Here is a 24,419-nt window from a genome sequence, read left to right as displayed (position 1 = left end):
CACTACTTAATATAGGTTTTAATATGGCAAAAGTTCTATCTATGATTTTAGCGGGCGGAGAAGGCTCGCGACTTTACCCTTTAACACAGTCTCGTACTAAACCCTCTGTTTCCTTTGGAGGCAGTTATCGTTTAGTAGATTGTGTGTTAAACAATTTTGTGAATTCTTCATTATTAAGAATTTATGTATTAACACAGTTTAAATCACAATCCCTCAATCAACATTTAAATAAAGCTTGGGGATTAAATAGCATTACGGATACTTTTATTGATGCTATTCCTGCACAAATGCGTACCGGAAAGCATTGGTATAGTGGTACAGCTGATGCGATATACCAAAATTTACAATTTATCGAATCTGATGAAGCAGACTTAATTTGTATTTTTGGTAGTGATCATATCTACAAAATGGATATCCAGCAAAAAATTGCTTTTCATGAAGAAAAACAAGCAGTATTAACGGTTTCTGCAATTCGCTTACCTAAAGAACAGGCTTATCACTTTGGTATTATTGAAGTTGATGATGAAGGACGTATGATCGGTTTTGCAGAAAAACCATCCGTGGAAGACGCTAAAACAATTCCAGGTGATCCAGACCATGTTTTAGCTTCTATGGGTAACTATGTATTCAATTCTACAGAGTTACAGGCAGAGCTTATTCGAGATGCGACCGATGAAAATTCTAGCCATGATTTTGGTAAAGATATTATTCCGCAACTTTACCCTCAAGGAAAAGTATTTGTTTACGATTTCACTACTAATACTATTCCTGATGAAAATGGCGAAACCTATTGGCGCGATGTAGGAACTATTGAGTCTTATTGGGAAGCCAATATGGATTTAATCAAATCTGAGCCACCAATTTCTTTATACAACCGTAAATGGCCAATGCACACACATTACCCAGCCTTACCACCAGCAAGTTTCCGTAATAGTGATCAATTTATTTGTACTATTCGTAAATCGCTTATTTCTGATGGTTGTTATATTTCTGGCGCGACGATTAAAAAATCTGTGCTAGGCTTTAACTGTGCAGTGCGTGCTAATACTAATATTTATGCTTCAGTACTATTAGGTGATACAAAAATTGGCAGTAACTGTATTTTGACAAAAGTAATTGTCGATAAAGATGTACGGATCGCCGATAATGTTCAGATTGGTGTAAACCTAGAAGAAGATAGAAAACGATTCACTGTTTCAGATGAAGGTATCGTTGTTATTCCTAAAGGTGCTAGAATAGGTTTTTAAATAGCCAAGCAATTTACAAGCAAACAATTAAGCCACAGTTTGCTGTGGCTTTTTTTATTTAAGGAGTTTCCCTTGGATCATCGTAAATTAAAAATTCTTTTTGTATCTTCAGAAGTTGAAGATTTTTCAAAAACAGGTGGCCTTGCAGATGTTGCTAAAGCCTTACCAATTGAATTAAGAAATTTAGGCCATGAAGTTAAGATCATCACTCCTTTTTATCGCACCATGGAGCAAAGAGAACATGCTCATGAAAAATTTGATTTAACTCTAAATACTGATTTTTCACGTCCAGATATTCATTTCAAAGTACAACAACTTCAGCTTAATCATATTCCCGTTTTAGCGATTGATAATGCTCACTACTTTGATCGAGCAGACTTTATACGGCGAAGATAACCATGCTTATCAAGATAATGGTGAACGTTTTGCTTTCTTTTGCTTAGCGACGATTACAAACCTGCGAAGCAGATCATTTTATTCCCGATATCATTCATTGTAATGATTGGCATACAGGACTTATCCCTACCTATTAAAAACGCGCTTCGAAGAAAACTATTACTTTGAACATACTAAAACCGTATTTACAACTCACAATGCCTGCTATCAAGGCATATTTGATAAGTCTCAACTCAATCTTATTCCAGAAGTCAGTAGCTGTTTAGATGAACGTGTATTGGAAAACTACAACTACATTAATTATTTAAAAGTTGGCCTAACTTACAGTGATAAAATTAATACCGTTAGTCCAAATTATGCGAGTGAGTTATTAACACAACTCGGCTCACATGGTATGTCACATCACTTTATCTCTCGTATTAATGATTTTGAGGGCATATTAAACGGTTGTGATTACAATGATTGGAACCCAGAAACAGATAAATATATTCCCGCAAATTATAGCGCCGACGATTTAAGTGGCAAAGCTATCTGTAAAACAGCACTGCAAAAGGAGACCGGCTTACCAACTTCGGACAATCCTATTTTTGGCATGGTGTGCCGTTTAACAGAGCAAAAAGGTTTTGGGCTTCTTATTCCGATCTTAAGTAGATTATTAAAACACAATTTACAGTTAGTGATTGTGGGCTCTGGTGATCCAGCCATTACCGGACAACTTAATGCCATTATGGCTCGCTATCCTGATAAATTTAAATTTATAGATACTTATAGCAATAAATTATCACATCTAATCGAAGCTGGTGCAGACTTTTTTGTTATGCCTTCTATCTTTGAACCCTGTGGTTTAAATCAATTATACAGTCTTGCCTATGGTACTTTACCTATTGTAAGAGCAGTCGGAGGGCTAAAAGATACAGTACTTGATTACGAGTTAGATAGAGACAACGCTAACGGTTTTGTTTTTTATGAAACTAATCCTAACCAATTACTGAATCTGTTGAGGCGCGCTTTGCTACTTTACATCGAGCACCCAGAGGAAATGTTACGCCTAAAAATACAAGCAATGCGCTCTCATTTTTATTGGTCAGATAGCGCGAAACATTATCAACATTTGTATTACGCAGACGCTAGGTCATTACCATAAACATATGCATTGATTGTTTAAAATAAAAACGCCCCTAAAAACAATTTTAGGGGCGTTTTTATTTATTAAGTGCTTAATTTAGATTATAGCCAATTCTATTTGTTTTCAGACAATGACAAAATTAAATCCATCATCAAGTCTGAAGCGCCAATATGTTTTGTCATATGAATATCTAAAGTCGGGTAATTTAATTTCGCTTGATTAACAATACTAGGAATATCATTAACCACATGCGTACCTGAATTTAGGAAATAAGGTAGCAAGACAATGGATGTCACACCATCATTAACGCAAGCTTCAATGGTATCTGTAATACTCGGTGTTGCTAACTCTAAAAAACTCGCGTGAAAACTGTCATACCCTTCGATATTAGTTGCTTTAATTTTTTCAATTAATGATACAACTTCTTCATTCGATTGTTTTCTTCGGCTACCATGTGCAACCACAATTAATGCTTTCATTTAATTCCTTATCAATTTTTAATTACTATTTAGGCTATTTCAAATCTATCACGACCATTCTTTTTAGCCAAAAATAATGCATGATCTGCCTCATCTAATAAACCTTCAAAGGTGGTAGACGGATCATCAGTAATCGCAATACCAATACTAATAGTAACACTCAAACTTAACTCATCGACAACTAAAGGGCTATTTTTTAACGTTTGCTGAATGCGCTTTGCCATTTCAATTGCCCCCACTTGGTTACTATTTGGTAATAAAATAACAAATTCTTCACCACCATAACGGGCTAAGAAGTCGATACTTCGTATCACCTTTTCAAAGGTTCGACAAAGGTGTTGCAATACCTTATCGCCAATTAAGTGACCATAAGTATCATTCACTTTTTTAAAAAAATCACAATCAATCATTAATAGTGCAAGTGAAGTGTTATAGCGCTGGTTACGTGTCAGCTCTATTTCTCCCTTTTCATATAAAAATCGCCTATTAGCAATATTGGTCAGCGGATCAGTATTAGAAATTAATCGTAATGCTTCCGTACGTTCCGCCACGATTCTTTGTAACTGGTTCCTAGATACTGTGGTTTCCGATAACTGTTTACTCATAGCATTAAATTTTTCAACAAAATCACTAAACTCAGAGCTCTTTTGCGAAAGTTGAATTTCCGTATAATGGCCATTCATAATTTCATTAATCCCTTGCTGGATCTCTCTAATTGAGGATTTAAAGACCCGTCCAACTGAAATGCCCCCCAAGTCAATCCACAGGCTGTCACAACAAGAATAAAAGCGATTAAATAGAATAACTTCCTCATTACTTGACGTAATGACTGGTCAGCATTGGCAACAAGCTCTAAACAATCTTCTCTAATCACTTCTATTTGTGCCAATAAACGCGTATTTAGGTGCGACTCAATCTTACTTTTAGGAAATTGTTGCGACACTTGTTGAATTTGTTTAAATAAAATAATTAAACTAGCATTTTGATTGATAATACTATTTTGAAGTGTTTGTTGTGATGGACTGAGTAATGGGGCGACTTCAACTATTTCTAGGAAACGCTCTTGATCTGTTAACCAGTCATTAGTATCGGGATAAGCTAAATTAAGCTTTTTTTCAAATATATGTAACTGTAGTTGATCTACTACCTCACCGACTTGCTGTGTATAATCAACCTTTTCCATGGCACTATTTAACGCATTTAAGAACCAAAATATTAGCGAAAAAACAATCATTACAAGCACAAAACCAGTAATGGTAAATAGGTATAATCGCTGTATTAATCCCATTATTCATTCCTCATTTTTACACTGATAATGTGTTTATAAGTCATAATCGCACAGCCATCGGATTAACTGTTTTTAAGGCCCTTTCATCTAATAGCATTTTATAATCAGGTAAATTATTGACTTCGACCAGCTCTGAATCAATCATCCATATCCCCTGTGATTTTAAATTCATTAATAAAGAACGGTTTAAGCTCAATTTAAAAATGTAATCTGTCCAAACCCAATCAATAAACTGAGGATCTTCCTTAAGACGGGTTGCGATGATTTGTCGAGAACTCTCAGGGTTAGTAGCAATATAATTAATCGCATTATTTAGCGCATCTAAAACACAGGTGGCTTGTTCTAATTTTGCGTCGCTATCTATAGGATGAGAAATAAGGTTAAACATTAATGTATTTAAGTTTTTTGTATTAATTACTTTCACATCATTTTTTAACATCTGCAAAGTATCATATGCATAGGGTTCCCAGGCAACAATCATATCAACATCTTTATTAAGTAAAGCTTGGGGAAGTTTTTCAGGGGAGTAGGAAAGCACTTCAACATCATGAATTGTTAATCCTATTAAGGCTAAGTATGTGCTTAATAGATATTCGCCTGCAGAGCCACTTGTCACACCAATACGCTTGCCAAGCATACTAATCGCATCAGTATTTGTTTTTATATCAGCGTTTATATTTTGGTTTGCTTGCATATTTAAATGAGTGATCAGTTTTACATCATTATCGGACTGAGCAAAGTTTGCCAAGGTTACAAAATCGCTGTGATACATACTTTGAAAAACAATAACCGAATTAGAACTTGTACCAAAATCAGCATTGCCTAACATAACTTGATCAAAACTATTTTTGCCCCCAATCACATCATCAATGACAACATTGACACAGGATTGTTTGAAAAAACCAAGGGACTCAGCAATGTATATAGGCGCAGATAATGGCGTTTTAGATACAGCCATAGTAATGGTAGGTTTATTATGAGCCAAGTTATTAGTCTTGTACTGATAAGCCAATAGGACAATACCAACCATCCCTAATGCGATAACAACTTTTGTCCACTTCATCTTTACACCCTTCTTATTGTTAATCGCTAATTAAGCCTATTGATTAGGGGATATTATTGATAACTTAGGTTAAGCTATTAGTTATTTTCTTTCTCATCGTTGTACTTATGATTAAACATAATGTTCGCAGTAATAATGCCCACACAATGTTTTAAATCGTTATGTATGATGATCACCTCATTAGTATTTTCTAATAAGGTTTTTTCTATCTCTTCTACAGGGGTGTTTTCCTTAAAAGTAAATATTTCCTTGCGCATCACTTGGTGAATACGTTTTTCTAGTGTTAATAAATCTCGTTTTTGTTCACTTTTAGTTCCAAGATAAGGACTCAAAGCTTTATTTAACTCTGACCTTGCTAAAACACCAACACAACGCCTTTTCTCTAATACAACCAAATAATCAGTGTCATACTCTGCGAAAGCTTCCTTAGCTTCTAATAACCTTTCATCCGAAGCAATGGAATAAAACTCTTCATTCATCACCCCATTAGCAAAGGCATATTGTTGTTGATAACACATATCTAATAATTCTGCTTTGACCGGGTTTCTTGGCCCACTAATAATTTGTTTAAGGCTGATTGGTTTACTGAAAAGGTATCCCTGTAACATATCTACTTTTGCTCGAGAAATTAAAAGCAATTCCTCTTCTGTTTCAATACCTTCTGCTATGACTTTACCGCCCATCTTATGGGTCAAACGACATAACATTTCAATCATCATATATTCATTACTATTTAAAGTAATATTAGTAACAAATGACCTGTCTATTTTAACGATATTAACGGGTAATTTATTAAGGTAAGTAAATGAAGAATAACCCGTTCCAAAATCATCTAAAGCAACACTAACACCTAACTTTCTTAATTTTTCAACCCAGGTTCGCTGTCTATCAAGGTTTTCGAATAATGCAGACTCTGTGAGTTCGATGGTAACCAGGTTAAGATCAGTTTCAGATTTAACCAATAATTTTAACGTATCTTCTAGACAACAATTAGACACTTTATCATTTGAAAGGGAACGATTAATGGTAATGCCAATATCGTCCTTGAGGTAATGCTTACGAATTTTTTTAATATCTTGCAGTGCAATTTTAGTTACCATCATATCAATTTTATCAACCCAGCCATATTGTTCCGCTATTTCGATAAGCTCTTGAGTATTGTAGGTAATCTCTGTATCTAAGTTAATACGCATCAATGCTTCAAATTTCACAATACACATTTTTTCAATATCAGCTATTGGCTGATAATATACTTCAATTTTTTCTGCTAATAATGCTTTATATAATAGCTTTGAGAGCGTTGTTCTTTTATTAAATCGCTTCGAAAGTCGAGGATCAAAATAATTGATGACAGATTCATTTTTATTTGGACTAGTAATTAAAATTTGTACGCTATGAGTTATCAATTGTTGGGTGCTTTTGGCATCCACAGAAAGTACAGATGCTCCCATATTAATAATTGAAATAAGATCTAACTCATTCGCTTGATTGCCACCACTTAAAACCTTTAACATATTCTGTAACAACGCATTCACTTTATCTGCGTTCTTTTCAACAACCCACATGCCAATAAACATATCATTGCTTATTTCACCTAGGGTACCTATATGTTTAGATTCAATAAAACGTTGTGCAATTAACCACTTTAACATCGACTCACTGACTTTTTGTAGAAGCGTCACTTTAAAGGCAGACTGTTACAATGGTTTCATTTTTAGTAAGCAATTTAAATTGTTCATCCACTTTTTGAGTGAACTCTTCTTTAGATAATAAGTTATTTTTATTTAATCGAGCATCTAAGGGGTCACTGGCTAGAAATTGAGTAGAAAAATCAAGTTTTTTCGATTCAGCCATATAAAAATGGTTATTTGGAGACAGCTCAATGCGTAGCATTTTTACATCATGTGCACCTATTTCACCTTTTTTATTCTTAGCTAATAACTCTCCTGTCCAGAATTTTTCAGTATCAACTATATTCCATAATTTTTGGTAAAACTCTTTAGTATATTGCTCAGAACTAAGCAAACTAAGATGTTGACCTATCAACTCTTCATGTTGATAGCCTGAATGTCTTAATAACTGCTCATTAGCTTTAATGATGATGAGGTTTTTATCGGTGATCAAAATGGCATTGCTAGCGCGATTAAATAGCACTTTAACTAATTCATCTTCTTCATCAATACTAGGAAATTCGACTAAAAAAGCGATTTTACCGTTAATAACATTAGTTTTATTTTCAGCATGTTCAAAACTCAGATTAACGAGGAAACGTTTATCTGTAATATTAATTAAAATTGAAGTAGAAAAGAGACTATGATTATCGATGACCTCTTTAAAATTTACTTTAATTTCACCGACTCTACGTCGGTCAAAAACAGAGAATAACTGTGGCAGGGTGAACTTACTTTTCCCTGGGTTTAAAAGCTGGCTCAATTCATCATCGCATGTAAACAACCCGCTTTTAAGATCGAATTGCCAATGGAACACCATATTTTCCATTTCTGTTTCAGGATGAGTCTGAGATTTTTGCATAAAATAAATATCACCTAACAAATATTAACCAACAGATCACACCAAAAAATCTGTTTAAATAAGTATTGACCAGATTTTCAAAAAAACCACCTTAATTTTACTTTCATCAGTCATTTCTGAGTGAATTAGTATGAAATAAATCCACCAGGATCACAGTGTGATTTTTATCTACCAGAAATAACACTTTTTCTTTATGAATCATAAGGGTTTGATCTTTTATCGATTGATATCAATTTTAATATCAATGAACATTTTCTCCAATATTGGAAATTAAACCTTGAAAACAACCTTTCAGTCTAACTTAAGCGTTTCTTAAGTTAACTTTGCCACTATCTCTGTTATGTCCCATATTGGAAAACAGAGATGAAAACGTACCAAAAACTATTTTTAACAGTTAATCGACTTAGCCCTGAAACTATCATTTCATTATTGGCGGTTTATTTTGCTAGCGTGCTTAACTTGCCTTTTAGCCAAAGAATTTACCAACTTGCTGGAGACAGTCATTTCCTATTTTCATTAACGCCTACGTTATTATTAACCGCTTGTTTTGTCATCATTTTCAGCCTGATTTATAGTTTTGTTTCTGGCAGGATCTTTAAACCCTTTATGATTTTTTTGCTCATAACTTCTGCTAGCGCGATGTATGCAAGCTTGCAATACCAAATCGTTTTTGATTATTCCATGATTGAAAATATATTTGAAACAAATCCAGGAGAAGCTTTCTCTTATCTCAATGCGCAATCTATTTTGGCGGTACTAATACTAGGCGTTTTACCTGCGATTTGGTTATTTAATGTTGAAATTATTGCCCCTTCATCTTGGTACATTGGACTTTTTCGACGAGTTGTTTTAATGCTAATCGGTGTTGTGATTATTGTGCTACTGGCTTTATTTTTTTATAAGGATTACGCCTCGGTTGGTAGAAATAATAAATATCTCAATAAGATGATTAATCCTGCGCATTTTTACAATTCAGTGAAATACCTTAACAAACGTTATTTAAGCACGCCCCTACCCTATAAACAGCAAGGGTTAGATGCGACGATAAGTGTCGCAAATAACGAGAAACCTACCTTGTTAGTACTTGTTCTTGGTGAAACCGCACGCTCACAAAATATGGCGTATAACGGTTACCCACGTAATACAAATCCATATACCCAAGATCAAGGGATCATTTCCTTACAAAAGGTTGCATCCTGTGGCACTGCCACTGCGCATTCTGTACCTTGTATGTTTTCAAGCTTGTCTCGCAGTGAATACAATCGAGAAAAAGCCAATGCTCAAGATAATATTCTTGATGTATTATCCCATGCAAAAGTTGATATCACTTGGTTTGAAAATGATGGTGGCGATAAGGGAATTGCCAAAAATATTACTAAACATGAAATATCAAAGAATAAAAGTAATCCATTATGCGATAGTAACAGTTGCTATGATGAAGTTTTAATTGAGCAGTTAACAGCACACCTTAAGCAACAAATAGGTTCATTAGAAAGTGCTCCCCCAAAGCATCATTTAATTACATTACATACGATGGGGAGTCACGGCCCTACTTATTGGAATCGTTACCCTAAAGATAAAGAAGTGTTTACACCCGCTTGCCGACGTAGCGATATTGAGAATTGTAACGACCAAGAAATCGTTAATGTGTATGATAATACCTTAGTCTATACCGATTATATTTTGTCTTTGGTCATTGCTCGATTGCAGGATTATTCTGAGCAATATAATGTCGCTATGCTGTATCTTTCCGATCATGGCGAATCACTCGGTGAAAACGGCCTCTATTTACACGGTACCCCCTATGCGCTTGCGCCCCAAGAACAAACTCAAGTGCCCTGGTTTATGTGGTTACCAAAGCAATACCTTAGAAGCACAAAATATCGATCGCCTATGCCTCGAAGAAAATGCCAAAAATGAATCATTTTCCCATGATAATTTATTTCATACTTTGTTAGGACTATACAATGTCAAAACAACAATAAAGAATGAAGCGCTCGATTTAATGAATAACTGTAAAATAACAGGGATTAATCATGAATAAAGTCACTAATAAAACAGTCGAAAACACTAAGGAAGTGGTTAAACGTACTGGCATTATGCGACTTATTTTTACCTGCCAACATAGCTTTAATGGCTTAAAGTGGATGTGTAAAAATGAAGCGGCTTTTCAACAGGAACTGATTTTATTTATACCATTAACCCTATATGCGTTATTAGCTAATATTAGCTCATTACAAAGTGCCCTGCTTATTACTGCATTATTGTTTGTTCTCTTTGCTGAACTTGTGAATACCGCTATTGAGGTGGTTGTTGATCGTATTGGCCTTGAATATAACGAACTTTCCGGCCTTGCCAAAGATATTTCCTCGGCATTTGTATTTATCAGTATGCTGATTGCGTGTATTACTTGGATTGTAGTTTTAACAGCTTAAATCTTTACTTAAAATAGTAAGTATAAAAAGGACAAATATGAAAGTATTACTGATTGAAGATTCCGAAGCATTACGCCGAGGAATACGAGTCGGGTTAGACCATTTAGGCTACACGATTGATGAAACTGGTGATGGCTCTGAAGGTCTAAGCATGGCTTTAAGTAATGATTATGATTTTATTGTGTTAGATTTAATGTTGCCTAATGTTGATGGCATTACACTATTAAAAACCATTCGAAAATTAGATAACCAAGCTAAAGTTATTATCTTGTCAGCCAAATCACAAACCGAAGATAGAATCGCTGGTCTATCGGCAGGTGCAGATGATTATCTGACCAAACCTTTCTCCTTTGATGAATTACAAGCACGTTTAATCAGTTTAGCTCGCCGTGGAAATTTGACCCCTACGACAGAGCTGATCACTGTAGAACCACTTGCCTTAGAAGCCAATAAAAAAGTATTGAGCTTCGATGGCAAGGATATCAACCTGACTAAAAATGAATATAAAATCATCGAGTATTTATTTCTAAATCCTAATAAGATCCTAAATGCAGAGCAAATAAGTGAAGCGATTGTAGGTTCATTCGATCATTTATCTAAAAATACCATTGAAGCGCATATTTCCTCCGTCAGGAAAAAAGTGAAGCAAGCAGGTACGACTTTGCCGATCAAAAATAAACGTGGTTTTGGCTATTTTGTGGAGTCGGAATAATGAAGTCCTTAACCTCACAACTATCGAATCGAATGACTTTAACTGTTACTAGTATTTTGATATTGGTGTTTGTCGCCATCGATATTAGCATCGACAATTGGATTGATAGTGAGTTTGATAGTGGTTTAATGACTAAATCGAATTATTTAAAAACCTTAGTCAAAGAAACTCCCAATGGCATCGAATTCGATTTTGCAGGGGAATTTATGCCTGAATTCAGTTTGCCTACACAGGGGAATATTTCCAATTATGGCAAGCTGAAAAGGTGCTTGAACGATCTGAGTCCTTAAAACACTTTGACAATATCAACCTTGAGAATAAACCGCTAAACATTAACACCTCAAAATTTTACACAGGCCTACTACCTGATGGTCGAGAAGGAAGAATAATGACTTCTTCTTTTCTGCCACAAATTGACAGTAAAGAAAGAATTGAATTTTCTGAGGCAAGTTCTCCTATTCAACTGACCATTGCCATTTCTACAGAGGAGCTAGATAATTTATTGATTATCATAGATTCCAGCCTTCTGGTCGGCCTTGTACTGATCATATTTATTATGCGTTGGGCGGTAAAAAAGTGATTCACCGAGGTTTACAACCTTTACAATCCTTTAATCAGTCCTTGAGAAATGCGACAATCACGCATAAAGAAATACAATTTCCTGCTGACGCTGAATCTTTTCGTGAAATTCAACCCATTAAAAATGAATTACAAAAGTTTATTAACCTCAATCAGCAACACCTTAAAAATGAAAAACGCATCACTGCTGATATTGCCCATGAATTAAAAACACCTATTGCAGAATTGATCAGTTTAAGTGAAGTTTATATTCGTTACCCTGAGGATGAGCGGATCGGTGGTACTTATAAACGGGATGTATTAAATATCAGTTTAAAAATGAAGGGTATTGTAGCTAATTTATTATTATTACAGCAGTCACATTCTGACAGTATAAAATTAAACCAAGAACCCCTCTGTTTAAAAACGATGTTAGAGCAAGTCTTCGAAGAGCTTAGGTTTAAATACCAGGACTTATACCAACGCATTCAGTTCAACAATCACCTTGATAAGATAATGTGCTTTGCTGACAAGTTTTCTTTACATACTATTTTGATGAATTTGCTTGATAATGCTCTTTTTTATAGCCCTCAGCACAGTGATATTAAAATTAATTTAATGGTAGCAAAAAACTCTGAACACCCAAGCCATATACTTATCACTATCGAAAATTTAATAGCAGAACATATTTCAGAGGAGGATTTACAACAATTGACCTTGCCGTTATTCCAAGTTGAAAAATCACGCACAGACCAAAGCCGACATGGGTTAGGGCTGGCAATTGTAAGTAATATAGCGCATAAGAATAACTTTGATTTTAAAGTACAACTACTTGCAACAAACAGTATTGCCTTTGAAATTAAAGTGCCTATTGCGAGTGATCAGTCTGTTTAATTGAAAACATAGACTTTGAGCAGAAAAATCAGCTCAAAGTCATTTATCTAAAACCACTTTTTCTTTCTAAAAATAAACACTTGAGCGGCAACTACGATAATCAAAATTAAAATAAAGATAACAAAAGCATAACTGTTATCTGCGCCGGGTATGCCCCCTACATTTATTCCTAATAATCCAGTCAAGAACCCAAGCGGTAAAAAAACCGCAGACACAATTGAAAGTACAAACATACGATTGTTCATTTGCTCTGTGAGGTTATTATTTACTTCTTCTTGGCAAACAACCGCCCTATCTTTTACCGAATCTAAATCCTCAAGAAAACGGGTTAGGTGATCCGTTGTTTCACGTAATTTTGTTTTCTCTTCAACTGAAAATAAAGAAATTCTATCACTCAAAAGTTGTGTCATAGCCTCTCTTTGTGGTGACAAATAACGTCTTAATGAAATGATTTGACGTCGTAAATCAGACAATTCTGCACGTAAAGAATAATCACTGGAAACAAGTTGCTTTTCTTCTATCTCCGAAACTTTATCCTCTATTTCATAAATAGTATTACTCATACGGATAATTAAACGCTCTGTTAAATCAACAATAAATTCAGAGGGCGTCTGAGGACCATTACCATTATCAAATTCAGTTGCGATGTCACGCGTTGAAAGTAAGGTGCGTCGACGTGTACTAATCACTTTATGCTTAGTACACCAAAGTCGTATTGACACCATATCTTCGGGATCACTATTCGGAGCTAAATTGACACCTCGCAGTGAAATAAGAATACCATCATTTAAAGCCGTCGCACGAGGTCGTGTTTCATCATTTAATAACGCACTGATAACCAGAGGATTTAATTCACTTTGTTCGTTTAACCATTTTTCAGTGGCTGGTTGTGTGTAATCAAAATGTAGCCAATATGGGTGATTCTTTTCTAGCGAAGGTAGTGAGGCGATTTTTTCAGCGCCATTACCTTGATCAAAATAATACCCATATACAAACTCTGTTTCACTCATAGTGCTCCCTAAACTATAACTACATTAGCAATAACGTACCACAACCTAAAAAGGCGATGAATCCGAATATATCGGTAACAGTGGTTAAAATAACTGCGCCTGATAAAGCCGGGTCAATATTCAACTTATCTAGTGCCCAAGGCACCCAAACGCCTGACAAGGAAGCCACTAAAATATTACCTAAAATCGCAATACAGATGGTCAGTGATAACATCGGTGTTTCAAACCAGAAATAGGTGATTCCACCAATCACAGTAGCCCATAACAAACCATTAATCGCACCGACTTTTAATTCCTTTGCCACAATGGCTTTTTTATTCGCATCGGTAATTTGCCCAAGTGCTAAACCACGAATAATAAGAGTAAGTGTTTGGCTACCAGAAATTCCCCCATTGATGCCACGACAGGCATTAATACCGCAAGGGCAACAACCTGTTGTAAGGTTGCTTCAAATAGTCCGATAAACCAGGATGCTAAAAATGCAGTCACTAGGTTAATGCCCAACCAAATAGCACGGTTTTTACTACTTAGCCAAACACTAGCAAAGAGATCCTCCTCATCACTTAAACCACCCGATTGCATTAACTGGTTATCTTTTAATTCTTCTTTGTGTTTATAGGCTGAGTGTAAATCTAAACGCCCTGTTAAACGCCCATCTTCATCTATAATAGGCAAAGCGCTTTTTCCTGAGAAAATAACTTCATCCGCGGCTTCATCAATACCCATAGAGGCTTCTAACGCTTGCACTTCAAGCAGAATAACGTCATTTAACGGTGTTGTATCTTCTAGCGTAAATAAACGATTAAAACCAATTTCACCTAATAATTTTGATTCGTTATCAACCACATAAATAACATCGGTTAAGTTAGCAGTGCCTTTGGTAGCCACTCTTTTAGCCGAGGATACTTTTAGTTTTTGTGGAATTTTTCTTTCATCAAAACTCTGCCAATGGCCAACTTCTTGATCAGAATAATCCTGCGCTTTTTTGAAATGTTCACGTTGCTTCGCTGACATTTTTGAAATAGCGTATTCAATGAAACGATCACTTAAATCTTCTGTTAATTCTAATAAGCTATTTGCGTCTAATTTATCGAATAATGGCAAGCTATCTTCATCACTTAATGCATTTAATAACATCTGACGAGATTCATTTTTCATTTCCAGAAAAATATTTTGTTGAAACTCTGTATTAAAAGACTGCCAAATCAGTAAACGAGGTTTAATTGGAAATGCTTCTAAAAGATTAGCGACATGTTCAGGTAATAATGCATCTTCGAGTTCTGTGATAATGCTATCAAGAGGAGTTTCTTCTGCTAATAGCGCTTCTACTTTTTCAATGTAATCAGGTAGCATTTCGAAAGACATATTATATCCTTTATTCGATTTTTATTTTAAATGAGCAATTAATGTCCGCTCTAAAGTATAAAAAATGCTAAACAAACCTTATGAAAAAGCTGTTTAGCATAAAGAAGTGCCTTTAAGATGCAGTCATTAAAGGCAATATTTAATAATAGTTATTTATTAGGTTATTTATTGCCCTTAATAAGGGTCAAAGAGCCATCAAGATGAACGTCTCTCTGTGGAAAGGCAACAACAATATTGTGCTCTTCAAACAGTTCATCTAAGCGGAAACGAATATTACTTCTTACTACTCTTAGGCCACCTTCAATATTAGATTTCATCCAAAAATTTACTTCAAAAACCAATGAGTTATCACCAAAATCCTCAAAGGTAACTAATGGTTTGGGGTCACTCAATACCTCTTTTTGATCTTTAACGGCTTGCATAATTAATTCAGCGACTTTTTTAGCTGATGTACCATACGCCACTCCAACACGCACTGAGGTTCTTGCTAAATCATCTACTAATGTCCAGTTAATCACTGTATTTTCAAGTAATTTACTGTTTGGTATTAATAAATGCACCCCATCAATACGCCTTATACGGGTAGAACGCGTATTGATTTGCTCGACAACACCTTTGGTATCTTCTACTTCTAAAAAATCCCCAATACGAATTGGACGTTCCCACATTAGTATCCAACCACTAATGAAGTTATTAATGATATTTTGCGCACCAAAACCAAAACCAATCGCAATTGCACCCGAAAGGAATGCAAATGCAGTAATAGGCACATTAATAAAATCTAATATGGTGACTGCTAATATAGCAATCGCAATAATATAGAAGATACGTTGCAATAAATGGATAACATTAGGGTCAGTCTTATTCATAACCAAACGCTTGGTAATTGCTTTCATCATCCATTTAGTCAAGCTATAACCAATAAGCAATAATAATGGTATTAATAAAATATCACCTACTGTTACAGGTTGTTCTGCAACGTTAAAAACCGTTATATTTATAAAATCTATTGCTTCCACTAATGTCATATCACACCTTTATTATCTTTTTTATATCGCTTAATTTGAGTTGAGAAAAACCTTCGACGGATCCACTAAAAAGCGTTTTCCTAATGCTTCTCTTCCTAATAACATCAAATAGTTCATGTCAGCACGATTGGTTAATGTAATTTCAATAGGCCAAGTTTCTTCGCCTAATACCGCTGTCGTTTGGATAACATAGCGTTGCTCTGCTGTTCCATTAGAAGATTTTATTTTTCTAATATCACATAGAGGCGCGCTACAATTCACTATTTTATCGACATTATGAACATCAGGATGAATATCAAATTTTGCCCATGGCTTACCATTCTTTATTACTTTAACTAAGTTATCAACATGTAAGGATGAGGTTTTTGCGCCGGTATCCACCCTAACCTGTAAGTCTTCAATCGCTAATTCAGGTAATTTAATGGACTCTAAACGTCCAATAATTATCTTCTTTTTATGAACCATAACACTTTCACCTATGCATTTTGTTGTTGTGGTAATAGAAGTTCTTGCACTGATTCAATATGCTCAGCAATGTCTTCATCGTCTTCGCTAAAGTAAGCAACGTGAAACATTGCTTCCCCTTCCTGCACTAAAGGTATATTTTGTTTGCCAATCAAAATACCCGAGCGACTCGCTATTACCACCCCTAATATATCACCATAGGGGCTACCAATTTCGGCTAAGGGTTGCCCTTTAGTAATTTGGTCGCCCAAATTAACTAAGTTATGAACAATGCCACTAGCATTCGCTCTCACCCATTGACTACCATTAGCCACAAACGGTAGTACTTTTCTTTTACTAACACGGGTTTTACGTATCATGCCTAAGTGGCTTAACACATTAAAAATGCCCTTCATACCTGCACGAATTGAAAACTCGTCAAAGCGTAACGCTTCACCTGCTTCATATAATAAAACCTTAGTTTTATTTCTTACTGCGACTTCACGTAATGAGCCATCAAGCAGGTTCGAATTTAAAATAACAGGTACATCAAAAACTTCCGCCAGTTCTCTGGTTTCAGCATCGGCCATGTTCGCTCTAATTTGTGGCAGATTAGAGCGATGAATCGCACCTGTATGCAAATCAATACCGTAATTACAATGTTTCACAATTTCATTAAGAAAAATATGTGCAACACGACCTGCCAATGAACCCTTAGCAGAGCCAGGGAAGCACCTATTTAAATCACGTCTATCCGGCATGTAACGACTTTGATTAACCACTCCATATACATTCACCATTGGCACAGCAATCAAGGTACCTTTGATCAATTTAAGTTTATTTTGAGAGATCAAACGTCGTATAATTTCAATACCATTTAGCTCATCACCATGCACAGTCGCACTAATAAACATCGTTGGGCCAGGCTTTTTAGCTCGAATAATGTGAACAGGTAAGGACACATCCGCATCGGTATATAACTTTGCTACTGGCAATTCTATTTTACGTGTTTCGCCGGGTAAAATATCAAATTCACCAATACGTAATTTAGGCATACAACCCCTTTCTCTTCTCTTAACCACGACCACGTGTTCTATTTACATTTGTATTTACATTGGCACTAGCGACCACTGATTTTTCAATAAACTCAAAGACCATACCTGCACAGTTTTTACCGGTTGCTTTTTCAATGCCTTCTAAGCCCGGAGAAGAATTAACTTCCATTACCATAGGGCCATTTTGAGAACGTAACAAATCCACACCACAAAAATTAAGTCCCATCACTTTTGTCGCATTAATAGCTGTCGCACGCTCTTCTTTAGATAAACGCACCACTTCAGCACTCCCACCACGGTGAAGATTAGAGCGGAATTCACCCTCTGCACCTTGACGTTTCATAGCCGCAACCACGCGCCCGCCAATCACTAAACAACGAATATCTGCACCACCAGCTTCTTTAATATATTCTTGTACAAGAATATTGGCATTTAACCCCATAAAAGCTTCAATGATAGCTTCTGCTGTTTTAGCTGTATCAGCTAATACCACACCGATCCCTTGCGTACCTTCAAGTAACTTAACAACAACCGGAGCACCACCTACGTTTTTAATTAAGTCTTTAATGTTATCAGGACGACTTGCGAAACCAGTACGTGGTAAGCCAATCCCTTTACGTGATAATAATTGTAATGAACGCAATTTATCGCGTGAACGACTGATCGCAACAGACTCATTAATATTAAAAGTTCCCATCATTTCAAACTGTCTTGATACAGCTGTGCCATAAAAAGTAACTGAGGCACCAATACGTGGAATAATCGCATCATACTGTGGTAATTCACGACCTTTGTAGCGAACTGTTGAACGCGTACTTGTGATATCCATGTAGCAGTGTAGGGTATCGATAATATCGACTTCATGGCCCATTGCTTCACCCGCTTCTTTTAGGCGACGAGTTGAATAAAGGTTTTTGTTTCTTGATAAAATAGCAATTCTCATAATTTATACGCCTTGGGTTATCACGCTTAAGTTTTATAATTAAGCGATAATGAAATAATTGAATCTAGTGTATAGTCGGGTATTAGAATAATAAAACGCTAAATTTTAATGGGTTCAATCAATTTTTTGATTGAAAAATGGGGAGATAAAATGAAAATAGACTTGTTAATAACCTTTTTAGAGGTGACTAGAACATTACATTTTAGAATTGCATCGGAAAATTTATTTATTACCCAATCAGCCGTTAGCGCACGTATTAAATTACTAGAAGATGAGTTAGGAGTCTTATTATTCGACCGAACTCAAAAACATTTAAAACTCACTTCAGAAGGCAACCGACTAATAAGACATGCCAATGAAATTGTTTTTATGTGGCAAAAAACCAAGCAAGACGTCGGTATCACTGAACATGAAAATCAACAGCTTGTAATCGGGTCAATTATGTCTATTTGGGATATTGTGTTACAGGATTGGTTGAAGAAGATACATCGTAATGTTGATGATCTTAGTTTATTAACTAAAACCTATTCACCTATTGAGATGAGGAAAAACCTATTAAGTCGAGTTATCGATATCGCTTTTTTATTTGAGCCTCCCTACGTTGAAGACTTAGTGACAGAAAAAGTGGCGACCGTGCCATTACATTTAGTCACCACTGACAAAGCAAGCATTGGTAATATTTCTGCGTTAAAAAATCACATTATGGTTGATTATGGTGAATCAGTGAATGCCCAACACCTGCGTGAGTTTAATGATGAATTACCTGCAAAACATTTTATTAATCAACCACGTATCGCATTGAACTATTTACTTGATGCAGGAGGAAGTGCTTATCTTCCTAGACAAATGATCTTTGAATATCTAGAAAAAAAACGCTTATTTCTTGTTGAGGATGCCCCTGTTTATTCACGAGAAATTTTTGCCGCTTACCTCGCTAAAAGCCAAAAAACAGAGCTTATTAAAGATGTTATTCAGCTATTCCCATTAGTGAAGCTTTAATAAAGTAACGAGAAGAAATAGGCTTACCTTTTGGCTTATTGCTTCTCTGAGTTTATATTTTCCATCGCGTGCTTTTTATCGAACCACATAGATAAATAATCTGATGTTAATTGTTGTTCTATTTCTAGCGCTCTATCCGTTGGGCAAAAAATCGTAAATAAAGCCTGTGTATTACCAATATCTGAAGTGGCTATTTTGATCTGAGGCTCTGGGCCAGAAATTTTTACATCTAAACGATTTTCAATTAATTGGTTATAACGGATCGCAACTTCATGAAAGTCAGAACAATACTCGCAGGCGTTGTTTAATAGTTCATCAATAAAATCAAAGGGATTAACACTACAATCTCTAACGATTGTGAAGGTATGCATTGCATAACGTTTAAGGAAGTTTAAGTTTTTAATTGGTGCTGTTATTAATTGACTATTTGGCAAGTACAATGTTTTACCTGTGTACTGGTAATCATTTAAGTCAACTTCTAGAAGCGTTAATTTAGCCCAGTCATTAGAGTGTACTTCTCCATAATGATTACCTACCTGTACCCAGTCGCCAATACGAAAAGGACGACTCGAGAGAATATAAATAAAACCAAGGAAACATTGAATAAACTCTTTGGTTGCAATAACAATCGCCACAACAAAGGCCGCAATAGAAAATGCAAATTTTTGAATTTCTTCGGACCAGACATTAAATACAACAATCAGAATGCAAACAGTAAAAATATTGCTGACAAAATTCATTTTAAAGCGTTTATTGTTACTAAACCTACGCTCGATAACCAGCACAGTAGTGTGTTTAATCAGATAAAGAATAACCGCTAATAATATCGTGAATAATGTTTTGTGGGCGTTGAGATACTCAAATAAGGCAAACTCATTGGTATTGATATATGACCAAATTTCCATAGCGTGTTAAAACTCTTGTTGTTACTGCAGGGTGGCTTGTAAATAAACAACAATCATCTTAACAATCAAAGCGACTTAATTACAGCAGAAGTCCTATTTATCTTTTTTGTTTCGTAAAAGGCGACAAAATGAATTTAAGCGCGAATTCATCAATAATATAACCAGCCATTTTAATGCTATTTTTCTTTATAAAATAGGATAGGCTGAATACTTAAAAAACAGGAAATTGCTCAGCAATATCCTGTTTTTAAAAGCCCTGTCATTTCGACAATTACTCAATTGGTAGTGATTTAATTGATTTATAACCATTTTCATTCAAAATATTATTTATACAAATAAATAAGTATTTGTTTAAATCTTTTTCTTCAACACCATCTTCGAGCGTATATTCTTTACAAGAAGCTAATATGCTTAATACATTATCCGTCGTTGACTCTAATAGTGCGCCTTGCTCACTGATGTCAGTAGCATCTCTATAAACACTTTCATCGTACTCAGACTCTATGAACTCTGGTTCTTCATATTCTATGTACTCAGGTTCAAGATCAGCAAATTCATTCTCTAAATGTGCTTCTTGTTGTAACATTTCACTATAATCTTCAACATATTCAGCTTTTTCTTTTGCTAAGGCTGAATGACATAAGAAAGTAGATAATAAAACAGCCAGCATTATTTTTTTCATTACATTTATCTCTAATAATATTTATATAAACACACCTTCCTGCTATGAGGTATAGGTAGTTGTCTCAATCAACTACTTCTAAGAAGGAGTAGGTGATTTTAAGGCGAAAATATAAGTTTATTAATAGAAAGGAAAGTGAAAAATTTTGTTGTTTTTAATGAAAAATATAGATTAGTGAAGTGCTTTTCTTGCGATTTTTGCCACAGAATAAAAAGCACGAAAAATTATTTTTACGCGCTTTCTTTTTTTAAAGAGTATTAAAAAGATCCACACAAATAGTTTCCTCGTATAGCTTTATCTGACTTTTCCATTGTGAAAATTCTAGCTAAAGTAACCACAAAAAAAGAGACGTTGAGCAGAGAGTTTGTTAAGGTATACTGTTTAGATTAACAGTGTTATTAGGTGATAAAAATGAACAACATAGAAATACGTGGCGCAAAAACACATAATTTAAAAAATATTGATCTTACTATTCCGAGAGATAAATTAGTTGTTATCACCGGCCTTTCAGGATCGGGGAAATCATCACTGGCATTTGATACCTTGTATGCAGAAGGTCAGCGTCGTTATGTTGAATCACTCTCAGCCTACGCTCGCCAATTTTTATCCTTAATGGAAAAGCCCGATGTAGAGCATATTGAAGGCCTTTCTCCAGCGATTTCGATTGAGCAAAAATCCACCTCTCATAACCCACGCTCAACAGTTGGTACTATTACTGAAATTTATGATTACCTGCGTTTATTATTTGCGCGTATTGGTGATCCACGCTGTCCAGAAACATGGCGTAACGCTTAATGCACAAACCGTTAGTCAAATGGTTGATGCTATTTTAGAGAATCCCGAAGGCAGTAAAATGATGCTACTTGCGCCAATTATAAAAGAGCGTAAGGGGAGCATGTGAAAACCTTTGAGAGCCTAGCCGCTCAAGGATTTTTAAGGGCGCGTATTGATGGTGATATTTGTGATTTAAGCGATCCACCAAAGTTAGAGCTTCATAAAAAACATACTATCGAAGTGGTTGTCGATCGCTTTAAAGTACGTGAAGATATTAAACAACGCCTTGCAGAGTCTGTTGAAACTACCTTAGATTTAAGCAATGGTTCATTGGTTGTTGCGTTTATGGAGGGAGACCAACCTGAACAACTATTCTCTGCCAATTTTTCATGTCCACAATGTGGTTATAGCATCAATGAATTAGAGCCTCGTATCTTTTCATTCAATAACCCAGCCGGTGCCTGTGAAACCTGTGATGGTTTAGGTGTTGAACAATATTTTGATGAAAAACTCGCTGTCACCGATAAATCGCTAAGTCTTGCCGATGGTGCGATTGCAGGTTGGAGTAAAAAATCTAATTATTATTTTCAGCTTATTAGTGCGGTCGCTGATCATTACGGATTTTCTCTTGATGTGCCCTTTTCCAACTTAACGCCTAAGCAACAAAAATACATATTACATGGCACTGGAAGAGAAAAATTTCTTTTATCTATTTTAATGATCGTGGCGATAGCATGACCAGAACACATGCATTTGAAGGTGTCATTCCTAATCGCGCTCGTCGTTATAAAGAAACAGATTCAGGCCCGATGCGCGAGTATCTTGAGAAATACATGAATCGCCAACCCTGTTCAAGTTGTCATGGCTCACGCCTTAAAGAATCATCACGTAATGTGTTTATTAATAATGTTAATTTGCCCTATATTTCGCGACTTTCTATTGCCGAAGCAGAATCCTTTTTCAAAAGCATTAAGTTACAGGGGCAAAAAGCACAAATAGCCGAGAAAATATTAAAAGAGATCCTAGAGCGACTTAGTTTTCTGGTTAACGTCGGCCTTAACTACCTCAGTTTAGAACGTAGCGCAGAAACCCTTTCTGGCGGAGAAGCACAACGTATTCGTTTAGCAAGCCAGATTGGTGCAGGATTAATGGGCGTGATGTATGTATTAGATGAACCTTCTATTGGTCTGCATCAACGTGATAATGCTCGTTTGCTTAAAACACTCACGCATTTAAGAGATCTTGGTAATACCGTGATTGTGGTTGAACACGATGAAGATGCGATCCGTCAAGCTGATCATATTATCGATATTGGCCCTGGTGCAGGTATTCATGGTGGCCATGTTATTGCTCAAGGTAATTATAAAAGTATTTTAAAAGCCAAAAAATCTCTAACTGCTGATTATTTAAGTGGGCGTAAAGCGATTGAAGTCCCTAGTGAACGAACTAAATTAACTGATAAATGGCTAAAACTCGATGAAGCTACAGGTAACAACCTTAAAGGAGTTAATTTAGAGATCCCGATTGGTGTACTAACTTGTGTCACGGGTGTTTCAGGTTCGGGGAAATCAACCCTCATTAATGATACTTTATTTCCTTTAGCACAAACTAAGCTAAATAAAGCGACGACCAACACTCCTTCACCATTTAAAAAGATAACTGGTTTATCGCACCTTGATAAAGTCGTTGATATTAATCAGAGCCCAATTGGTCGAACGCCACGTTCAAACCCTGCAACCTATACAGGTATTTTCACACCAATACGTGAGCTATTTGCGGCCACGCCAGAGTCAAGGGCTCGCGGTTATAAACCAGGACGATTCAGCTTTAACGTTAAAGGTGGACGTTGTGAAGCTTGTCAGGGAGATGGCATGATCAAAGTTGAAATGCATTTTCTACCCGATGTTTATGTGCCCTGTGATACTTGTAAGGGTGAACGTTATAATCGTGAAACACTGTCAGTAAAATACAAAGGTAAAAATATCCATGAAACCTTAGATATGACAGTTGAAGATGCCTATAAATTCTTTGAAGTTGTGCCAGTGATTGCCCGGAAATTAAAAACCTTAATGGATGTAGGTCTGTCTTATATTCGCCTCGGACAAGCCGCAACAACACTTTCTGGTGGAGAAGCACAACGTGTTAAACTCGCCAAGGAGTTATCAAAGCGTGACACAGGTAAAACCCTTTATATTCTCGATGAACCTACAACAGGTTTACACTTCCATGACATTGCTCAGTTACTGAAAGTGATTCATACTCTGCGCGATCATGGCAATACGATTGTAATTATTGAGCATAACTTAGACGTGATTAAAACCGCTGATTGGATTGTTGATCTTGGCCCAGAAGGTGGTAACGGTGGTGGAGAGATTATCGCAACCGGTCGTCCTGAGGATGTAGTTAAAGTCGCAGGAAGTTATACAGGTCAATTCTTAAAACCCATGTTACAACAAGCTGACTAAATAAAGCTATCAGAAAAAA

General features: G+C 35.8%; 24 protein-coding genes and 2 pseudogenes. 11 read left to right on the top strand and 15 right to left on the bottom strand.

Features of this window, described 5'->3' with window-relative positions:
- The first annotated feature begins 23 nt into the window (after positions 1 to 23).
- The 3 genes and pseudogenes from glgC to ACLKMH_RS06065 all read left to right on the top strand — a co-directional run bounded on the left by glgC (position 24) and on the right by ACLKMH_RS06065 (position 2,787).
- Positions 24 to 1,247 carry a glucose-1-phosphate adenylyltransferase gene (glgC, locus tag ACLKMH_RS06075; protein WP_413701259.1) on the top strand — a complete coding sequence of 408 codons (1,224 nt, stop codon included), beginning with the start codon at positions 24 to 26 and terminating at the stop codon, positions 1,245 to 1,247.
- Between the two features lie 72 nt (positions 1,248 to 1,319).
- Positions 1,320 to 1,643, top strand: a complete 324-nt coding sequence (locus tag ACLKMH_RS06070; protein ID WP_413701258.1) for a glycogen/starch synthase — start codon at positions 1,320 to 1,322, stop codon at positions 1,641 to 1,643.
- A gap of 80 nt (positions 1,644 to 1,723) precedes the next feature.
- Positions 1,724 to 2,787, top strand: a pseudogene (locus tag ACLKMH_RS06065) (glycogen synthase).
- A 95-nt stretch (positions 2,788 to 2,882) separates the two neighbouring features.
- Here ACLKMH_RS06065 and ACLKMH_RS06060 read toward each other — a convergent pair.
- The 6 genes from ACLKMH_RS06060 to ACLKMH_RS06035 form a co-directional block, all read right to left on the bottom strand.
- A complete protein-coding gene (locus tag ACLKMH_RS06060) occupies positions 2,883 to 3,248 on the bottom strand; it encodes a sirohydrochlorin chelatase (protein WP_413701257.1) in 366 nt (121 codons plus the stop codon).
- Between the two features lie 29 nt (positions 3,249 to 3,277).
- On the bottom strand, positions 3,278 to 3,931 hold the full coding sequence (locus tag ACLKMH_RS06055; protein ID WP_413701256.1) for a GGDEF domain-containing protein: 654 nt from the start codon (positions 3,929 to 3,931) through the stop codon (positions 3,278 to 3,280).
- Positions 3,928 to 4,536, bottom strand: coding sequence for a hypothetical protein (locus tag ACLKMH_RS06050; RefSeq protein ID WP_413701255.1), 609 nt, complete (start codon positions 4,534 to 4,536; stop codon positions 3,928 to 3,930). The genes ACLKMH_RS06055 and ACLKMH_RS06050 overlap by 4 nt, the downstream gene beginning before the upstream one ends.
- A 40-nt stretch (positions 4,537 to 4,576) precedes the next feature.
- Entirely contained in the window at positions 4,577 to 5,599 is a 1,023-nt protein-coding gene (locus ACLKMH_RS06045; protein ID WP_413701254.1) for an ABC transporter substrate-binding protein, read from the bottom strand.
- Between the two features lie 77 nt (positions 5,600 to 5,676).
- The gene (locus ACLKMH_RS06040) at positions 5,677 to 7,281 is read right to left on the bottom strand and encodes an EAL domain-containing protein (protein WP_413701253.1); all 1,605 of its coding nucleotides are present in this window, start codon (positions 7,279 to 7,281) and stop codon (positions 5,677 to 5,679) included.
- Position 7,282: 1 nt separating this feature from the next.
- Entirely contained in the window at positions 7,283 to 8,131 is an 849-nt protein-coding gene (locus ACLKMH_RS06035) for a PAS domain-containing protein (protein ID WP_413701252.1), read from the bottom strand.
- 363 nt (positions 8,132 to 8,494) lie between these two features.
- On the opposite strand from ACLKMH_RS06035, the gene ACLKMH_RS06030 reads away from it, so the two are divergent.
- From ACLKMH_RS06030 to ACLKMH_RS06005, 6 genes are all read left to right on the top strand, one after another.
- Complete coding sequence (locus ACLKMH_RS06030) at positions 8,495 to 10,051, top strand: phosphoethanolamine transferase (protein ID WP_413701251.1); 1,557 nt, start codon at positions 8,495 to 8,497, stop codon at positions 10,049 to 10,051.
- Positions 10,052 to 10,167: 116 nt separating this feature from the next.
- Complete coding sequence (locus ACLKMH_RS06025) at positions 10,168 to 10,566, top strand: diacylglycerol kinase (protein WP_413701250.1); 399 nt, start codon at positions 10,168 to 10,170, stop codon at positions 10,564 to 10,566.
- Positions 10,567 to 10,603: 37 nt separating this feature from the next.
- Complete coding sequence (locus ACLKMH_RS06020; protein ID WP_413701249.1) at positions 10,604 to 11,278, top strand: response regulator transcription factor; 675 nt, start codon at positions 10,604 to 10,606, stop codon at positions 11,276 to 11,278.
- A complete protein-coding gene (locus ACLKMH_RS06015) occupies positions 11,278 to 11,568 on the top strand; it encodes a hypothetical protein (protein ID WP_413701248.1) in 291 nt (96 codons plus the stop codon). The genes ACLKMH_RS06020 and ACLKMH_RS06015 overlap by 1 nt, the downstream gene beginning before the upstream one ends.
- A complete protein-coding gene (locus ACLKMH_RS06010) occupies positions 11,544 to 11,858 on the top strand; it encodes a hypothetical protein (RefSeq protein ID WP_413701247.1) in 315 nt (104 codons plus the stop codon). Before ACLKMH_RS06015 ends, ACLKMH_RS06010 begins: the two co-directional genes overlap by 25 nt.
- The gene (locus ACLKMH_RS06005) at positions 11,855 to 12,730 is read left to right on the top strand and encodes a sensor histidine kinase (protein ID WP_413701246.1); all 876 of its coding nucleotides are present in this window, start codon (positions 11,855 to 11,857) and stop codon (positions 12,728 to 12,730) included. The genes ACLKMH_RS06010 and ACLKMH_RS06005 overlap by 4 nt, the downstream gene beginning before the upstream one ends.
- A 47-nt stretch (positions 12,731 to 12,777) precedes the next feature.
- Here ACLKMH_RS06005 and ACLKMH_RS06000 read toward each other — a convergent pair whose 3' ends face one another.
- The 7 genes from ACLKMH_RS06000 to rimK all read right to left on the bottom strand — a co-directional run bounded on the left by ACLKMH_RS06000 (position 12,778) and on the right by rimK (position 18,575).
- Positions 12,778 to 13,740: a zinc transporter ZntB gene (locus tag ACLKMH_RS06000; RefSeq protein ID WP_413701245.1), complete on the bottom strand. Its 963-nt coding sequence runs from the start codon at positions 13,738 to 13,740 to the stop codon at positions 12,778 to 12,780.
- 19 nt (positions 13,741 to 13,759) lie between these two features.
- Positions 13,760 to 14,071 carry a magnesium transporter gene (locus ACLKMH_RS05995; RefSeq protein ID WP_413702269.1) on the bottom strand — a complete coding sequence of 104 codons (312 nt, stop codon included), beginning with the start codon at positions 14,069 to 14,071 and terminating at the stop codon, positions 13,760 to 13,762.
- Positions 14,072 to 14,082: 11 nt separating this feature from the next.
- Complete coding sequence (locus ACLKMH_RS05990; RefSeq protein WP_413701244.1) at positions 14,083 to 15,105, bottom strand: magnesium transporter MgtE N-terminal domain-containing protein; 1,023 nt, start codon at positions 15,103 to 15,105, stop codon at positions 14,083 to 14,085.
- A gap of 161 nt (positions 15,106 to 15,266) precedes the next feature.
- Positions 15,267 to 16,133 (bottom strand): mechanosensitive ion channel family protein, encoded by an 867-nt coding sequence (locus ACLKMH_RS05985; protein ID WP_413701243.1) that lies wholly within the window; start codon positions 16,131 to 16,133, stop codon positions 15,267 to 15,269.
- A 30-nt stretch (positions 16,134 to 16,163) separates the two neighbouring features.
- A complete protein-coding gene (locus ACLKMH_RS05980) occupies positions 16,164 to 16,598 on the bottom strand; it encodes an ATP-dependent zinc protease (protein WP_413701242.1) in 435 nt (144 codons plus the stop codon).
- A gap of 11 nt (positions 16,599 to 16,609) precedes the next feature.
- Positions 16,610 to 17,632 carry a succinylglutamate desuccinylase/aspartoacylase family protein gene (locus ACLKMH_RS05975; protein WP_413701241.1) on the bottom strand — a complete coding sequence of 341 codons (1,023 nt, stop codon included), beginning with the start codon at positions 17,630 to 17,632 and terminating at the stop codon, positions 16,610 to 16,612.
- A 19-nt stretch (positions 17,633 to 17,651) separates the two neighbouring features.
- Positions 17,652 to 18,575 carry a 30S ribosomal protein S6--L-glutamate ligase gene (gene rimK, locus ACLKMH_RS05970; RefSeq protein ID WP_413701240.1) on the bottom strand — a complete coding sequence of 308 codons (924 nt, stop codon included), beginning with the start codon at positions 18,573 to 18,575 and terminating at the stop codon, positions 17,652 to 17,654.
- A gap of 150 nt (positions 18,576 to 18,725) precedes the next feature.
- Between rimK and ACLKMH_RS05965 the strand changes: the two genes are divergently transcribed.
- Positions 18,726 to 19,574 carry a LysR family transcriptional regulator gene (locus ACLKMH_RS05965; protein ID WP_413701239.1) on the top strand — a complete coding sequence of 283 codons (849 nt, stop codon included), beginning with the start codon at positions 18,726 to 18,728 and terminating at the stop codon, positions 19,572 to 19,574.
- 35 nt (positions 19,575 to 19,609) lie between these two features.
- Here ACLKMH_RS05965 and ACLKMH_RS05960 read toward each other — a convergent pair whose 3' ends face one another.
- Positions 19,610 to 20,479, bottom strand: coding sequence for a mechanosensitive ion channel family protein (locus ACLKMH_RS05960; RefSeq protein ID WP_413701238.1), 870 nt, complete (start codon positions 20,477 to 20,479; stop codon positions 19,610 to 19,612).
- A gap of 271 nt (positions 20,480 to 20,750) precedes the next feature.
- Positions 20,751 to 21,161: a hypothetical protein gene (locus ACLKMH_RS05955; RefSeq protein ID WP_413701237.1), complete on the bottom strand. Its 411-nt coding sequence runs from the start codon at positions 21,159 to 21,161 to the stop codon at positions 20,751 to 20,753.
- Positions 21,162 to 21,572: 411 nt separating this feature from the next.
- Here ACLKMH_RS05955 and uvrA point away from each other — a divergent pair.
- Positions 21,573 to 24,400, top strand: a pseudogene (gene uvrA / locus ACLKMH_RS05950) (excinuclease ABC subunit UvrA).
- The last annotated feature ends 19 nt before the right edge of the window (positions 24,401 to 24,419 follow it).

Source organism: Psychromonas sp. KJ10-10, assembly GCF_047323245.1.
Taxonomy (GTDB): Bacteria; Pseudomonadota; Gammaproteobacteria; order Enterobacterales; family Psychromonadaceae; genus Psychromonas.
The sequence above is the reverse complement of the archived record's forward strand: the minus strand, read 5'-3'. Positions and strand labels throughout refer to the sequence as shown.

Bases quoted from the DNA above. Each gene is read 5' to 3' on its own strand.
- glgC (WP_413701259.1), top strand. From the start codon at position 24: ATGGCAAAAGTTCTATCTATGATTTTAGCGGGCGGAGAAGGCTCGCGA.
- ACLKMH_RS06060 (WP_413701257.1), bottom strand. From the start codon at position 3,248: ATGAAAGCATTAATTGTGGTTGCACATGGTAGCCGAAGAAAACAATCG.
- ACLKMH_RS06055 (WP_413701256.1), bottom strand. From the start codon at position 3,931: ATGAATGGCCATTATACGGAAATTCAACTTTCGCAAAAGAGCTCTGAG.
- ACLKMH_RS06050 (WP_413701255.1), bottom strand. From the start codon at position 4,536: ATGGGATTAATACAGCGATTATACCTATTTACCATTACTGGTTTTGTG.
- ACLKMH_RS06045 (WP_413701254.1), bottom strand. From the start codon at position 5,599: ATGAAGTGGACAAAAGTTGTTATCGCATTAGGGATGGTTGGTATTGTC.
- ACLKMH_RS06035 (WP_413701252.1), bottom strand. From the start codon at position 8,131: ATGCAAAAATCTCAGACTCATCCTGAAACAGAAATGGAAAATATGGTG.
- ACLKMH_RS06030 (WP_413701251.1), top strand. From the start codon at position 8,495: ATGAAAACGTACCAAAAACTATTTTTAACAGTTAATCGACTTAGCCCT.
- ACLKMH_RS06025 (WP_413701250.1), top strand. From the start codon at position 10,168: ATGAATAAAGTCACTAATAAAACAGTCGAAAACACTAAGGAAGTGGTT.
- ACLKMH_RS06020 (WP_413701249.1), top strand. From the start codon at position 10,604: ATGAAAGTATTACTGATTGAAGATTCCGAAGCATTACGCCGAGGAATA.
- ACLKMH_RS06015 (WP_413701248.1), top strand. From the start codon at position 11,278: ATGAAGTCCTTAACCTCACAACTATCGAATCGAATGACTTTAACTGTT.
- ACLKMH_RS06000 (WP_413701245.1), bottom strand. From the start codon at position 13,740: ATGAGTGAAACAGAGTTTGTATATGGGTATTATTTTGATCAAGGTAAT.
- ACLKMH_RS05990 (WP_413701244.1), bottom strand. From the start codon at position 15,105: ATGTCTTTCGAAATGCTACCTGATTACATTGAAAAAGTAGAAGCGCTA.
- ACLKMH_RS05985 (WP_413701243.1), bottom strand. From the start codon at position 16,133: ATGACATTAGTGGAAGCAATAGATTTTATAAATATAACGGTTTTTAAC.
- ACLKMH_RS05980 (WP_413701242.1), bottom strand. From the start codon at position 16,598: ATGGTTCATAAAAAGAAGATAATTATTGGACGTTTAGAGTCCATTAAA.
- ACLKMH_RS05975 (WP_413701241.1), bottom strand. From the start codon at position 17,632: ATGCCTAAATTACGTATTGGTGAATTTGATATTTTACCCGGCGAAACA.
- rimK (WP_413701240.1), bottom strand. From the start codon at position 18,575: ATGAGAATTGCTATTTTATCAAGAAACAAAAACCTTTATTCAACTCGT.
- ACLKMH_RS05965 (WP_413701239.1), top strand. From the start codon at position 18,726: ATGAAAATAGACTTGTTAATAACCTTTTTAGAGGTGACTAGAACATTA.
- ACLKMH_RS05960 (WP_413701238.1), bottom strand. From the start codon at position 20,479: ATGGAAATTTGGTCATATATCAATACCAATGAGTTTGCCTTATTTGAG.
- ACLKMH_RS05955 (WP_413701237.1), bottom strand. From the start codon at position 21,161: ATGAAAAAAATAATGCTGGCTGTTTTATTATCTACTTTCTTATGTCAT.